Here is a 13,412-nt window from a genome sequence, read left to right on the forward strand (position 1 = left end):
GGATGGAACACTCGACGGAGGTACCGCATGGACGACATCAGCAACAGACTGCGCAGGCTGGAAGACCGCCAAGCAATCGTCGACGTGGTCGTCCGCTACTGCGTCGCCGTGGACAGCCGGGACTGGGATCTGTACGCCGAGTGCTTCGCAGCGACCGTGCGCACCGATTCGGGAGAACTTTCCGGCACCGAATTCGTGGAGATGGTGAAGGGCGCGCTTCCCGCCTTCCGCTCGACCCAGCACCTCAGCACCAACCACCTCGTCATCTTCGACGAGAGCGAACCGGATGTCGCGATCTGCGCCTCGGACATGTTCGCGCAGCACTTCCTCGAGGACTCGCCGGGCGGTTCCTACTACCTGCTCCGCGCCCGCTACCGGGAGGAACTCCTGCGGACACCCGAAGGGTGGAGAATCTCGGCCATCTCGACGACGAATCGATGGGAAGACGGCAATCTGAACGCCGTCACCGAAGCGTTCGAGCGAATCCGCTCGGCCACAACAGCGGTGTGAAAACAACGCCGAAGACATGAGAAAGAGGGCAATGATGCCTACACCTGATGCGAACGTCTCCTGGCTCGTGGCCTACGTGCGGGGCGCCGACGCGAAGATCGACGCCGCCGGCGGCACCACCGAGATCTCGGCCGAGCACTTCGATGCGTATGACGACGAGACCGTGTTCTACTACGACCGCAAGGCCTTCCGGGGCAGGGCGGGGATCCAGGAGTTCATAGATCTGCTGGCACCCTTCGAGATCGAGTTCGGCGAGATCATCGACGTCTTCGGCAACGAGAAGCGCGTCACGCTCGTCATCGAGGAGACCCTTCAGCGTAAGAGTGACGGGGTGCGATTCACGTACGTCCGCACCGCCACCTACCGGATCGAAGGCGGCGTGATCAAGGAATGCTGGATCATCGACGCCCCACCCCAGGAGCTGGCGGCCTACCTCGCCGAATCGGTCGCCTAACGGGGCCGGCCTGTACATTGCAGCGACGAATTTCTAAAGTAATCACACTGCTGACCCGGGCGGGAGCGGAGGACGCATCGTGGATCTGAGAGGTCTGGAGGCCGTCGTGGCCGTCTACGAGAACGGTTCCTTCTCGGCCGCCGCTGTTGCGCTGTTTCTCTCCCAGCCCGCGCTGACACGCCGGGTCGCCCAGCTCGAGCGCGAATTGGACACGCGCCTTTTCGTTCGCACTCCGCACGGAGCGGTTATCACGCATACGGGGCGGGCGCTGATCGAGCCGGCGCGTCGAGCCATCCGGGAAGCGCAATCGATCCGAGGGGCGATCGATCGCGCACGCTCCGATACGTCCGGCAGTCTCAGCTTGGTGGGAACGACGAATCTGACCACCGGGCTCGGCAGCCTGATCGCGGGTTTCCACGAAGCCATGCCCGAAGTCGAATTTCGCCTAGCGTCCGCCAACACGACCGCCGCAGCGGTCGGCATGGTGGAGGCCGGCCTGCACGATCTCGCGATCGTGGACCTGCCCCTCGTGTCGGACAGTCTTGTCGCCCACCGCGTCGCCACCCAGGACTTTCTCGTCGTCCTGGGCCCGGGTGTGACGGAGACTCCGTCGACCATGCCCATCCCGGCCGTCACGCCAGCGATGATCGACGGCCGCACGATGGTCCATCTTCCACCCTCGCAGGTCTCCAAGCCGCGCGGCATGATCCTCTATGACATGCTGCGCATGCAGCCCACGTCTCGTATGGAAGTTTCGGACTGCAGCCTGCTGATGCCCATCTCACACTCCGGCCGGACAGTGGCAGTCGTTCCGCGTCCGGTCGCAATGATCGGCCGCGCCGAGGGACTCGACTTGGCAGTACCGCCAAAGCCGATTCAGCGCACAGTAGCGTTCGCCCGGCATCCGGGGAACGCTTCCACTGCTGTTCGGCATTTCCTTAAACTCGCGGGTGACCTTTTCCCTGCGCTGGCCTGAACGACACAGCTCACTTCCGTCTGCCTCGAACACGTGAGTTCTCTAGTGCTTCTACGGAATCTCGCCTGGGGACGTCGATGCGCGGCCGAGCAGGGTGCGAAGAGCTGTGTGCAGATGGGCTTTGACGGTGGTCTCAGAGGTGCCGAGTTCGCGCGCGATCGTGGCAGTGCTCTGTTGAAGGTAAAACGCGCGGGTCAGAGCATTGCGCACATCAAGGTCGAGTTGCGAAATGGCGGCGGCTATGTCCTCGGGGCCGGGTCCAGCGCCCTCGTTGTGTGGAGCGGGCACGGGGTTCACGGGCATTGACTTCCCAGGCGGATGAGAACCAAAGCTAAACAGCCGCCGGACGCACGTCGATTACTTGCTGGGACCCCGGGATGCCCCAGACGGTGGTGATGTCGGTGAGTTCGGTATCTGCTTGGTTCTTGCCGGCCGCGTAAGGTCGCCGGTAAGACCTGCGTCCTTCGGGTCGGGCAGGTCGTCACATCGGCGATGTTGGCAGCACGGGCGTCAGACGGGTGCTGCCCATCCGCGGGCGCCGGTGTGAGAAGGATCAAGCCGACGGATGACGTCGCGTTTCTCAGCTCTCGCTGATCGACTTCGCCGCATCGGTGATGAGCCTCGAAACCTTCACGGGTTCGGCCAGCATAGACAGGTGGGGGGCGTGACCCTCCGCGACGACGCTTCCCGCGCGCTCAGCCATCGCGCGCTGCTGTGCTTCCGGGATCACCCGGTCAACTGTGCCGACGAAGTACCAGCTCGGCAGGGTCTTCCATGCGGGGGTGCCGGTGAACGGCGTTGCCAGGGCACCCAACGTCGCAGGTGCCTGGCTGGCGGCCAGGACGTTCGATTCCGTCTTGGGGAGCGTCTCCGCGAAGATCTCGTGGAACTTGTCACGCTTGATGTAGCTGTCGTAGTCGCCCTGTGCGGCGTCGGGAGCCGGGAGCACGAAGTCGAAGACGGCGGTCGGGTCCGGCACATTGAGGAGAGACCCGGGCAAAGCGTTGGTGAGACTGGTTGCGCTCTCGCCGTCGTCAGGCGCGTAGGCGTCGATGTAAACCAGCGCCCTCACGCGGGGCGAAGCCGCCGCTGCCCCGGTGATCACAACGCCGCCGTAGGAGTGGCCCGCGAGGACCACAGGCCCCGAGGTCGCCTGCGAGATGAAATCACTCACGACCTTCGTGTCCAACGCAATGCTCCGCAGGGGATTGGGTGCCGAAAGGACGTTGTAGCCCTCAACCTGGAGGGTCGCGGCCACCGCCGCGAAGCTGGCGGAATCCGCCCATGCGCCGTGAACCAAAACGATAGTGGGCTTGCTGGAAGAAGTCATAGACCGAGTCTGAGACGCGGACGGCGCGCGCAGCCAATGCCAAACCTGCATGGCACTGATCGCAACGGCGTACTGCGCTGTTGGGAGAGGCCTGTCGGGCCCTGGTCACCGACATGCACGCTATGCATGGGACCGAAGCCACCGCAACGGAAAAGGTAGCCTTCGACCATCTTCACGCGCGGCGACGACACAGGTCCTCGTGGACGATCACCCCTCCCGACGCGGTCGACTGATTGAGAGGCAACAATGGCCAACGTCACCACCATTACCGTCCCCGTTGAGCGCATCGAGTTCATCAGCCGTAAGCCGTTTCAACAGGTGCTCGACGGCGTGCACCGGGGTCTCGGCCATCCGGACTTCGGCCAGTTCGTTCGGCACATAGCCCAACTGAACGATTGGGAGGAGTTCAAGGCGGCTGTCGCCGCGGAAGCGGGTCCTTCCGGTCTGATGGTATTCCTGGAACTCGATCTCGGTGGAGTCGTCGGAAAGGATCCCCAGGCAATCGGATTCCGTGAAGTGCGGATCATCGCGGGCAACCCGGTGACGATGGAGTCGATGGTGCGAACATCTCCCGCGGCCGGAGCGTTTGCACCGGTGACGATCCTGATCTTCGAAAGCCCCGACGGGGTGCACGTGCGCTATGACACGCTTACCAGCGCAGTCGCAAGCGAGCTCTCGGCGGAAGCGCTGGTCCACGCACGCAAGCTCGACACGAGTGTCACCGAATTGCTGAGATCGGCCGTCTGAGGACCCTCTTTCGCGGCGTCCAGCGACCTCATGTGCAGGTTAGACCTCCGACTTGCAGACCCAACGGACCGTTTTCTTCTGTATCAGTCTGTCGCAGGAACCAACGGTAAGACTGACGGGTCGGCGCCTGGGGCCCGCGTGCAGGAGGACACTCCTTGGTGTGACCCTTGGCGACGGTGTTCGACCGGGGCGGTTCAGCGCGTCGGCTCGCCGAGCACGTCGGAGATCCAGTTCTCGATCCGCTCCTGCAGCTCCGCCCACGCGAGGCCGAACGTCACACCGTGTCCGGAATGCGCGAGGGTAATGAGTTCTGCTCCGAGACCGCGCGCGAGTGAGGAGACGACGTCGGCGGGGCACAGCTCGTCCTGCTGCGCGGCGACGACGAGGGTGGGCATCGTCACCGTGCCGGTGTCGACCTCGGCGGTCCAACGCGTGGCCTCCCACACGGCTCGCGGAGACTCGGGCTGCAGCTGTGCGTAGATCTCGCCCCACTCCCTCTCGGGCGCGCCGTCGTAGAAGAGACGCTGAGCGACGGGCGGTGGAGGCGGCCCCCACGGGGCCGAGAGGTCGACCGGCAACTCGATCGTCGCACCGGCGAATTGTGACGGTACCACCGGCGTCAACAGCACGAGCGCTGCGATGGTGTCAGGATGAGCGGCAGCGTAAGCCAGGGAGGCCAGACCCCCCATACTGTGCCCGACGAGCACGGGCGCGGTGCCGGCCTGCTCCACGGCGACACCAATCTCCGTGCGCACATCCGTGATGCCGCGGTCCAGCCACGCCACAGTGTCGAGCGCTTGTGAGGTGCCGTGGTTGTACCAGTCGAGGGCCGCCGAGGAGCGGCCAGCGGCGAGGAACCAGCGCTGGCTCTGTGCCCATTGCCAAGATCCGTGTAGCCCTCCGTGAACGAACACGAGAGGGGTGCGGGCGAGAGGTTCCTCAGCACTGCATTCGGTCAATGCGACGCCGCCGACGATGCGGTTTCTGAGCTGATCGGAGTTCATGACCCAAACCTAGAGTTTCGGAGAAAGAACCGCGAGACGTAGTGGCGCTTGTCCTTCATCAATGATCGCCAGCCAAACGGAGGCCGATTCACTTCGATGCCCGGCGCTTCCGCCTGACTCATGGGCCGAGCTGGCGGTCAAATCTGCGGAACGGCCCGAGTGCAGGAGTCGAACAGGATCGCCACATGCAGGTGGGCCTGTCGAAGAGCAAAACATGGATTCGCCGACCCCTGAAGAAAACGTGGCCTAGCTGGTTGATTATGTCTGAGGCGCCGATGCAAAGATCGACGCTGCGGGCGGCACGACAGGTACCTGCGAAACACTTCGACGCGTATGACGACGAGACGGTGCTCTACTACGACCGCAAAGAGCACCGCGGCATACGCGGCATTCAGGAGTTCATTGACCTTCTCCCACCCTTCAACATGGAATTCGGAAGCATCATCGACGTCGGAAGCACCGAACGCGTCACCTTGGTAATCGAGGAACCTCTCGAGCGCGAGGCCGACGGTGCCCGCATGGATTACGTTCGCAAGCCTACGTATCGACTTGAGGGCGGCACCATCAAGGAGTGTTGGATCATCAACTTCCCGCCCCGCGATCTAAGCCACGACCATCGAGTTGTGGGGCACCTGGCGAACGATGACGGCTTATCCCAAACAACACGCGGAGCAACGGGCGCAGAAGCGCGTTACCCAGGACAGGTAACCGAATCTTGTTGAATCGAATCTCCCTGGTGCCTCGCGAGGGAATCGAAGCGTCCCACACATCGGCGCATCGCCGTCTTGTCGATGCGCCGAAGAAGCGAATCGTCCAGATGAAGCGTGGGAACGCATCTTCTCCGCTCGACCCACTGCCGCATAGGGTCCTGCTTATGCTCCATGATCAGACTTCTTTTCCTCTGCCCGAAGTTCCGGACGACCAGCGAAATGACGCCGTGGCGGCTTGGGGCGAGCCGGTCGCCGTTCGCACTTACGAGCCGGGCGAACCGGGGAAACTGCCAGCCTTCCTGGAGTCGCGCGTCTACCAGGGGTCGTCAGGGCGCGTCTACCCGCTTCCCTTCATAGAGTCCGTAAGCCACAACGCGACTGTCCACACGTGGCAAGCCGTGCACATGGAGAACGAGTACTTGCGTCTGGTCATCCTGCCAGAACTCGGTGGGCGCGTACACATTGCCATCGACAAGACCACTGGGCAGGACTTCTTCTACCGAAACGACGTAATCAAACCGGCGCTCGTCGGATTGGCTGGGCCGTGGATCTCGGGAGGAATCGAATTCAACTGGCCGCAACACCACCGGCCAGCCACCTTCCTCCCGATGGATTGGACGATCGAACGAGAACCAGATGGATCCGTCACAGTCTGGTGCTCCGACCACGACCCGTTCGCGCGTATGAAAGGGATGCACGGTATTCGCCTCCGGCCCGGCAGCGCCGTGCTGGAGGCCCGAGTCCGGTTGTTCAACCGTACGGAAGTCACCCAGACGTTCCTCTGGTGGGCGAATGTCGCCGTGCGCGTGCACGATCAGTATCAGTCCTTCTTTCCAACGGATGTGCACATTGTTGCCGATCATGCCAAACGGGCGGCAACCTCCTTCCCCGCCGCCGATCGCCCTTATTACGGCATCGACTACGCAGCTCGCGCAGACCGCAACAATCCCGACTTCGTCGCGGACGACGCTGATCGGATCGACTGGTATCGCAACATCCCGGTTCCCACCTCGTACATGTGCGTAGCAAGTGAGGATGACTTCTTTGGCGGCTATGACCACTCAACCGCGCTTGGCTTCGCGCACGTCGCCGACCACCATGTTGCTCCGGGGAAGAAACAATGGACATGGGGCAACGCTCCGTTTGGTTGGGCGTGGGACGCAAACCTCAGCGACGACCAGAGTGCATATGTGGAGCTGATGGCGGGTGTCTATACCGACAATCAGCCTGACTTCTCCTACCTTGCCCCTGGGGAAACGAAGACGTTCAGCCAGTTCTGGTTCCCGTATCACGGGATCGGCCCGCTGACGCAGGCGTCGACCGACCTGGCGCTGAGCTTGGTCGTCGTCGAAGGAGACGGGCTCGAGCGACTGGCGAAGGTTGGAGTTGCTGCGACGCGACCGCTCGATGAAGTCAACCTGCAATTGATTAATGCGGACAGCGACGTTCTGTGGAGGGGCCGTGTCACAGTTGCCCCCGGTCAGCCGGTCAGCGTAAGCGTTCCGTTCGCGGCAGCTGGAGACGTGGATTTGCTTGCCGTCGCACCCGACGGTGGGACCCTGCGGGCCACGAGCAAATACCGGGACGCCGCACCCGGTGGTTTCGAAACTGCAACTGAGCCTCCGGCGCCATCAGAGATCGACTCGATCGATGAGCTGTACCTGACTGGTGTGCACCTCGCGCAGTATCGCCACGCCACACGTTCGCCCGAGCCGTATTGGCAAGAGGCGCTGCGCCGCGACCCCGATGACTCCCGCGCTAACGTTGCAATGGCATGTGCGCGCCTTGGCGCCGGAGAATTGGACGAGGCAGAAGCTCATCTTCGCACGGCGCTCCGCCGCCAGACGCGCCGAAACCCGAACCCGGCGGACGGGGAAGCCTCATACTTGCTCGGGGTCGTCCTGGCAGAGACTGGCCGAGACCGTGAAGCTGACGATGCGTTCGCTAAGGCGGCATGGACCTACGCGTGGAGGGCACCGTCTGCGGTCGCCCGCTCCCGTATCGCCGCCCGCGCCGAGCGATGGCTCGACACACTCCGGCATGCTGAGTTCGCCGCGCGACTCGATGCCGATCACCTGCAGGCTGCAGCGATCCGAGTCATCGCGCTTCGGAAGCTCGGACGGGGTGAAGAGGCGGCCCGAGTGCTCAGCGCGGCCCGGGCCCTCGACCCGCTTGACGCGTGGCTGAGCGATCTTGCGGGCGAGGAGAATTCGACGGACGCGGGGATGCTTCGTGACCTCGCGGGCGAGTATCGATCCCTGGGACTCTCCGCAGAAGCGCTTCGAATCTTGGGCAAGGCGGCCGCCTCAGCGATCGACCGGCCCGTCGTCGGCGCAGGCGATCCGCTCGTGCTGATCCAATACGAGCGGGCGGAGCTTCTCGACGAGCTTGACCGAATTGGAGAGGCCGGCGAGGCGTTGGCGATGGCTCGCACTGTGTCGGCCGACCGCTGCTTCGCAGGGAGCCGAGATGATGCCCGACTACTCGAGCGGCGGATTGAACGTAGCGGCGACGGGCGAGCACACGCCATTCTCGGTCACTGGCTCTACTTCAACCGTCGATACGACGAGGCGGAGTTCCACCTTCGCCGGGCTGTCGAAGAAAACCCGGGTGATGCGGTTGCGCTACGAGGGCTCGGACTTGCCGCTTACAACGTCCGCGGTCGAGCGGACGAGGCTGTGCAGCTGTATCGGCGCGCGGTGGCCGCCGCGCCCGGTGACGCAAAGCTGCGCTTCGAGGCCGACCAGCTCGCGCGGCGTGTGGGAAGTTCACCGCAGGAGCGGCTGGACGCATTGGCTGACGTGGGTGAGTTGATTGCGGAGCGTGATGATCTGGCACTAGCGTACGCGGAGCTGCTTGTTCTCGTTGGCCGGCACGGGGAGGCGATCAATCTGATGTCCTCCCGGCGGTTCAGCCCATGGGAAGGTGGTGAAGGGGAGGTGATCAGGGTGTGGACATTGGCGCAGCGCGCGGCCGCATCCGAGATGCTCCGCCTCGGCGACGCGCGAGGAGCCGTTGGCGCCTTGGAGTCAGCTGTCCATGTTCCGGCGGAGCTGGGGGAAGCCCCTCACCCGCTAGCGAACCGCTCTGACCTTCTCCTGGCCTTCGGCGATGCGAACCAGGCCGCAAGACTCACGGCTGAAGCTAAGCAAGCATGGAGGGCAGCGGCCAGCAGTGCCGGTGACTTCACCACGATGTCCGTAGTCCCACACTCGCCGATGTCCTATTACTCGGTTCTAGCGGCCCGACGCCTGGGCGACAACTTGCGCGCCCAACAGCTGACCTCGGACTTCGCCGACTATGTCGAGGTTGCACGAAAGCAGCGTGCCAAAATCGACTATTTCGCAACTTCTCTACCCACGATGCTGATCTTCAGGGAAGACATTCAGCAGACCCATGACGACCTGGTTGCGATCATGGAGGCCGAGCTGGCGCTGCTGAAGGATGACGTGGCTCGTGCGAACGCAATCCTCTCAGCCCTTGCGGAGCGCGACCCAGCCTCCCCTGTGGTCAGGGAACTGCTCGCCTCCGCTGAAGGCGCGTACGTCGGCTGAGCTTGTCGGTGCCGGGATCAGCCCTTGTGCTGGTCCCGGTACTCCCGCGCGGTCATGCCATGCACTTTCTTGAACTGCCTCGCGAAGTAGAACGAGTCCGGATACCCCACCTCTGCGGCGATCGCTGCGACGGTGGCGGAGGTGGTGTCCAGAAGTTCGCGTGCACGCGACATCCTCAACATGGTCTGATACTGCAGCACCGGGTAACCCACATGACGCTTGAAAAGGGCGCTGAAATGGGAGGTGCTGAGTGAGGCCATTGCGGCCAACTCTGGGACTGTCACTCGATCGGCGATGTGTGCGCGAAGGTAGGCCGTCGCGTGCTCAATCACATCCCCGCCTTCGTCGCCTCTTACGCGTTCCGATGCGAGGAGGGTGAGCGCATGCCAGGCGGCGCCGGCAGCCGCGTTCAGACTCGTCGTGGTCGTGTCGCGCTCCATCCACGAGACCACTTCGCTGATAAGAGAAACGACCGGGTACAGGTCGCGTGGACGGCGCACCGGGTTTTCAGTCGTCATGCCTGCCGCGGTCAGGAAGTCTTCTACTTCGCGGCTGGCGGCGTGGAACCACCACAGGGTCCAGGGGTTATTCGTGTCAGCGCCGTACGCATGCGGTTGGCGAGGCGGAAGGACCACTACCTGGCCTTGATTCACAGGGAATCGTCCAGCTTCGGTCTCGCACCAGCCGGAACCGTCGACACACGCCATGACCACGGCTTGCCCAACCGGTTGCGTACGGCGGCGCCCATGGAGATCAGCGCGAGGAAAATAACCGCAGTCCGTCACGATCAACCCTGCGGTACCGGGCTGATTCTGGAACTCCCGGACGCGCGGACGAGGAAGCACCAACATGCGCTGACCGGGGAAGCCGTCGGGAATGAGCATTGCACGATTCTCAACCACGAAAAGCGAAATGTCCAGATACACAGCAGGTTTCTGCTACGAACCGTTGAGTCATCGACATACCGTGGATCAGGTTCGGTCGTAGGATCTTCCTTCGGCCGGGCCTCCTAGCGATCACTCACGAAATGGAGTCGAAGATGACCCGAAAGACCACCCGTTGGCTGGCGGCGCTCGGCAGCACGGTTGCCGCCACTGCGCTCCTCGCGGGATGCGTGTCCACCTCGGGTGAGGCGCAGCAGACCAAGGCGGGACCGGACGCGTCTGGGCCGCTGATCTTGCAGTCCCGCTTCACCGACGCGGAGAAGGGAGGGCTGGATCAGCTGGTCAAGGACTTCAACGCCAAGGGCGAGGGCCAGGTCAAGGTGAACACCATCCCGACCAACACGTTCAACCAGCAGCTGCCCTCCTACCTCACCGCCAAGAACCCACCGGATGTCTACACCTGGTACGCCGGGCAGGCAACGCGTGACTTCGCGGATCAGAACCAACTGCTCGACCTCTCCGGCGTCTGGAAGGACCACGGCAACGACTTCCCCGACGCCCTGAAGACCCTGAGCCAGGATTCCTCGGGCAAGAAGGTGTTCGTCCCGACCGGCTACTACTGGTGGGGGGTCTACTACTTCAAGAGCGACTTCGAGAAGCTGGGCATCACCCCGCCGAAGACCTGGGATGAGTTCCTGGCCGCCTCCGAGAAGATCAAGAGCCAGGGCGTGACCCCGTTCACCGCGGGCCTGAGCGACAACGCCTGGCTGGCGTCCGCCTGGTTCGACTACCTCGACCTCCGGATCAACGGCGCCGACTTCCACCTCAAACTCCTCTCCGGCAAGGAAAAGTACGACAGTCCCGAGGTGAAGAAGGTGTTCGCTGCCTTCAAGCAGGTGCTGCCCTACTTCGACCCGGCTGTGCTCGGCACCACGCAGAACCAGGCGATGAGCGACTTTTCGCAGGGGAAGGTCGCCATGTACCTGCTCGGCGCGTGGGCTCAGCCGTCGGTTCCGGCGGACAAGCTGAGCGACCTCGCGTTCTTCCAGTTCCCGATGATCGACCCGAAGGTCCCCGTGGCCGAGGAAGGCCCGACGGACGGGTTCATCGCGAGCTCGAAGACGAACAAGCCCAACCTGACGAAGAAGTTCCTCGAGTACGTTGCGAGTGCCGAGGCGCAGTCCGACCTGGCCAAGAGCCAGCAGGGCACGTACCTGCCGGCGAACACCAAGGCGACACTGCAGCTCGACACGCTCTCCAAGCAGGGCAAGGACATGCTGGAGTCGGCCAAGCAGATCACCCAGTTCTACAACCGTGACGCGGGCGACGCCCAGCAGACCCCGGCCGACACGGCGCTGACCAGCTTCATCGCCCATCCCGAGAACATCGACCAGATCCTGAAGGACTGGGATGCGGCCGCGAAGAAGATCCGGGCGACTTCGTGACCACTCTCACCACTGTTCGCGGTCGGCGGCGGATTTCCATTCCGCCGCCGATCGTGTTCGCCCTCGTCCTCGTCCCGTTCCTCATCGAGGCGGTCGGGGTGTTCTGGCCGGCGTTCCAGGGCATCAGCCTCTCGTTCCTGCACTGGAACGGGGTCGGGCCGGCCACCTCGGTCGGCGCGCAGAACTACATCGACCTGTTCTCGGATCCCATCTTTCTCACGGCTCTGAAGAACACGGCCATCTGGATCGTGCTGTTCGGCGGGATCTCGTTCGCCGCTGGTCTCGGTGTGGCCCTGCTGTTCCAGTCGGAGCGCCGGGGCGTCGGCATCTACCGCACGGCTCTGTTCCTCCCCATCGTCTTCTCGCTGGTCGTCACAGCGCTCATCTGGGGTGCGTTCTTCCAGCCGAACGGCGTGCTCAACAACGTCCTGGACGCGGTGGGCTTGCACAGCTGGACGCACGTCTGGCTCGGCGATTCCAGCACGGCCCTGTACGCGGTGATCGTCGCCGCCCTGTGGCGCGAGATCGGTTACGTGATGGTTCTCTTCATCGCAGGCCTCAAGGCGCTCGACCCGGCGGTCCAGGAGGCCGCCAAGGTCGACGGCGCGTCGGCGTGGCAGCGGTTCTGGAGCGTGACGATGCCCCAGCTGCGCAGCGTCAACCTCGTGGTGCTGTCGGTGCTCATCATCGACTCCCTGCGCTCCTTCGACATCGTCTGGGCGATGACCCGCGGCGGGCCGTACCACTCGACCGAGCTGCTGAGCACGTACATGTTCTCAACCGCGTTCGGGTCGCGCGCGCTCGGCTATGCCTCGGCCATCGCGGTCGTCATCTTCGTCCTCGCGATCGCGGTCATCGTTTCGTACCTCGTTCGCGCACTCTCGGAGGAGAAGGAATCGTGACCACTACCGCTTCCCGCGCACGCACCTCCGCGACCGCGCCGGTGCGCACGACGGTCCGCCGCCGCAGCAGCCGCAAGACCGCGGCGACGGTCGGATTCCACGCCAGCGGCATCCTGATCTCGCTCGCGTGGTTCGCGCCGATCCTCGTCGTCCTGGTCACGTCGTTCCGCACTTTCGACGACATCTCCGCCAACGGCATCGCTAGCGTGCCGCACACGTTCACGTTCTCGACCTACGTGCAGGCCTGGAACCAGGGCGGCCTCTTCCAGGCGCTCGTGAACAGCATGATCGTCACCATCCCGACGGTTGTGCTGACGTTGCTTCTGTCCGCGGCCGCGGCGTTCGGTCTCAGCCGCTTCCGCATCCCGTTCCGGCGCACCATCCTGCTGCTCATGCTCGCGGGCAACCTCCTGCCCGTGCAGATGCTGCTCATCCCGGTTGCGCGGATTACCCAGCAGTTGAACGTCTATGACACGCTCGGCGCTCTTATCGCCGTGCAGGTCGCCTTCGGTATCGGGTTCTACACGTTCGTGCTCTACGGCTTCATGCGCACCATCCCGAACGAACTGCAGGAGGCGGCCACCCTCGACGGCGCGAGCACCCTCCGCATCTTCCTCCAGGTCATCCTCCCGTTGACCCGCCCGGCGCTCGCCGCGCTGGGCGCGTTGTCCTTCACGTGGGTGTTCAACGACCTCCTCTGGTCGATCACTCTGTTGCAGACGTCGGAAAAGCTGCCGATCACGGCGGCGGTCCTCTCCCTTCAGGGTCAATACGTCTCCAGCTGGTCCGTCATCGCCGCCGCAACGGTGGTCGCGGCCGTCCCCTCGACCATCGTCTTCCTGCTGTTCCAGCGGAGCTTCATCGGGGGCCTCGCCCTCGGATCGGTGAAATAGGCA

13 protein-coding genes are annotated in these 13,412 nt (G+C 63.7%); 9 read left to right on the top strand and 4 right to left on the bottom strand.

Annotation, left to right across the window (positions count from 1 at the left end):
• Nucleotides 1–27 precede the first annotated feature (27 nt).
• The 3 genes from J2W45_RS16245 to J2W45_RS16255 all read left to right on the top strand — a co-directional run bounded on the left by J2W45_RS16245 (nt 28) and on the right by J2W45_RS16255 (nt 1,940).
• A complete protein-coding gene (locus tag J2W45_RS16245; RefSeq protein WP_310133913.1) occupies nt 28–510 on the top strand; it encodes a nuclear transport factor 2 family protein in 483 nt (160 codons plus the stop codon).
• Between the two features lie 34 nt (nt 511–544).
• Nucleotides 545–964 carry a hypothetical protein gene (locus tag J2W45_RS16250; protein WP_310133915.1) on the top strand — a complete coding sequence of 140 codons (420 nt, stop codon included), beginning with the start codon at nt 545–547 and terminating at the stop codon, nt 962–964.
• A gap of 79 nt (nt 965–1,043) precedes the next feature.
• On the top strand, nt 1,044–1,940 hold the full coding sequence (locus J2W45_RS16255) for a LysR family transcriptional regulator (RefSeq protein WP_310133917.1): 897 nt from the start codon (nt 1,044–1,046) through the stop codon (nt 1,938–1,940).
• 51 nt (nt 1,941–1,991) lie between these two features.
• On the opposite strand, the gene J2W45_RS18435 is transcribed toward J2W45_RS16255, so the two are convergent.
• Both J2W45_RS18435 and J2W45_RS16260 read right to left on the bottom strand, forming a co-directional pair.
• Nucleotides 1,992–2,243 (bottom strand): sigma-70 family RNA polymerase sigma factor, encoded by a 252-nt coding sequence (locus tag J2W45_RS18435; RefSeq protein WP_396427097.1) that lies wholly within the window; start codon nt 2,241–2,243, stop codon nt 1,992–1,994.
• A gap of 277 nt (nt 2,244–2,520) precedes the next feature.
• Complete coding sequence (locus tag J2W45_RS16260; RefSeq protein WP_310133918.1) at nt 2,521–3,270, bottom strand: alpha/beta fold hydrolase; 750 nt, start codon at nt 3,268–3,270, stop codon at nt 2,521–2,523.
• 246 nt (nt 3,271–3,516) lie between these two features.
• On the opposite strand from J2W45_RS16260, the gene J2W45_RS16265 reads away from it, so the two are divergent.
• Nucleotides 3,517–4,017, top strand: coding sequence for a DUF302 domain-containing protein (locus tag J2W45_RS16265; protein ID WP_310133920.1), 501 nt, complete (start codon nt 3,517–3,519; stop codon nt 4,015–4,017).
• A 194-nt stretch (nt 4,018–4,211) separates the two neighbouring features.
• Here the strand turns inward: J2W45_RS16265 and J2W45_RS16270 are convergent, their stop codons facing one another.
• Complete coding sequence (locus tag J2W45_RS16270; RefSeq protein WP_310133922.1) at nt 4,212–5,021, bottom strand: alpha/beta hydrolase; 810 nt, start codon at nt 5,019–5,021, stop codon at nt 4,212–4,214.
• A 185-nt stretch (nt 5,022–5,206) separates the two neighbouring features.
• Here J2W45_RS16270 and J2W45_RS16275 point away from each other — a divergent pair, with 185 nt between their 5' ends.
• Complete coding sequence (locus J2W45_RS16275) at nt 5,207–5,743, top strand: hypothetical protein (protein ID WP_310133923.1); 537 nt, start codon at nt 5,207–5,209, stop codon at nt 5,741–5,743.
• A gap of 152 nt (nt 5,744–5,895) precedes the next feature.
• Nucleotides 5,896–9,285: a DUF5107 domain-containing protein gene (locus J2W45_RS16280; protein WP_310133925.1), complete on the top strand. Its 3,390-nt coding sequence runs from the start codon at nt 5,896–5,898 to the stop codon at nt 9,283–9,285.
• A 17-nt stretch (nt 9,286–9,302) separates the two neighbouring features.
• Here the strand turns inward: J2W45_RS16280 and J2W45_RS16285 are convergent, their stop codons facing one another.
• Complete coding sequence (locus J2W45_RS16285) at nt 9,303–10,169, bottom strand: AraC family transcriptional regulator (RefSeq protein WP_310133928.1); 867 nt, start codon at nt 10,167–10,169, stop codon at nt 9,303–9,305.
• A gap of 155 nt (nt 10,170–10,324) precedes the next feature.
• On the opposite strand from J2W45_RS16285, the gene J2W45_RS16290 reads away from it, so the two are divergent.
• From J2W45_RS16290 to J2W45_RS16300, 3 genes are read left to right on the top strand one after another with little or no spacing between them, the layout of a single operon-like run.
• Complete coding sequence (locus J2W45_RS16290) at nt 10,325–11,614, top strand: ABC transporter substrate-binding protein (protein ID WP_310133930.1); 1,290 nt, start codon at nt 10,325–10,327, stop codon at nt 11,612–11,614.
• A 53-nt stretch (nt 11,615–11,667) separates the two neighbouring features.
• The gene (locus J2W45_RS16295) at nt 11,668–12,516 is read left to right on the top strand and encodes a carbohydrate ABC transporter permease (protein WP_310133932.1); all 849 of its coding nucleotides are present in this window, start codon (nt 11,668–11,670) and stop codon (nt 12,514–12,516) included.
• Nucleotides 12,513–13,409, top strand: coding sequence for a carbohydrate ABC transporter permease (locus J2W45_RS16300; protein WP_310133934.1), 897 nt, complete (start codon nt 12,513–12,515; stop codon nt 13,407–13,409). The genes J2W45_RS16295 and J2W45_RS16300 overlap by 4 nt, the downstream gene beginning before the upstream one ends.
• Nucleotides 13,410–13,412 lie beyond the last annotated feature (3 nt).

The sequence above is a fragment of the Leifsonia shinshuensis genome (genome assembly GCF_031456835.1).
GTDB classification, from domain to species: domain Bacteria; phylum Actinomycetota; class Actinomycetes; order Actinomycetales; family Microbacteriaceae; genus Leifsonia; species Leifsonia shinshuensis_C.

What these genes read in the sequence shown, in the direction of transcription:
- J2W45_RS16265 (WP_310133920.1), top strand. Translation starts at nt 3,517, where the DNA reads ATGGCCAACGTCACCACCATTACCGTCCCCGTTGAGCGCATCGAGTTC.
- J2W45_RS16260 (WP_310133918.1), bottom strand. Translation starts at nt 3,270, where the DNA reads ATGACTTCTTCCAGCAAGCCCACTATCGTTTTGGTTCACGGCGCATGG.
- J2W45_RS18435 (WP_396427097.1), bottom strand. Translation starts at nt 2,243, where the DNA reads ATGCCCGTGAACCCCGTGCCCGCTCCACACAACGAGGGCGCTGGACCC.
- J2W45_RS16285 (WP_310133928.1), bottom strand. Translation starts at nt 10,169, where the DNA reads ATGCTCATTCCCGACGGCTTCCCCGGTCAGCGCATGTTGGTGCTTCCT.
- J2W45_RS16290 (WP_310133930.1), top strand. Translation starts at nt 10,325, where the DNA reads ATGACCCGAAAGACCACCCGTTGGCTGGCGGCGCTCGGCAGCACGGTT.
- J2W45_RS16280 (WP_310133925.1), top strand. Translation starts at nt 5,896, where the DNA reads ATGCTCCATGATCAGACTTCTTTTCCTCTGCCCGAAGTTCCGGACGAC.
- J2W45_RS16245 (WP_310133913.1), top strand. Translation starts at nt 28, where the DNA reads ATGGACGACATCAGCAACAGACTGCGCAGGCTGGAAGACCGCCAAGCA.
- J2W45_RS16275 (WP_310133923.1), top strand. Translation starts at nt 5,207, where the DNA reads ATGCAGGTGGGCCTGTCGAAGAGCAAAACATGGATTCGCCGACCCCTG.
- J2W45_RS16250 (WP_310133915.1), top strand. Translation starts at nt 545, where the DNA reads ATGCCTACACCTGATGCGAACGTCTCCTGGCTCGTGGCCTACGTGCGG.
- J2W45_RS16270 (WP_310133922.1), bottom strand. Translation starts at nt 5,021, where the DNA reads ATGAACTCCGATCAGCTCAGAAACCGCATCGTCGGCGGCGTCGCATTG.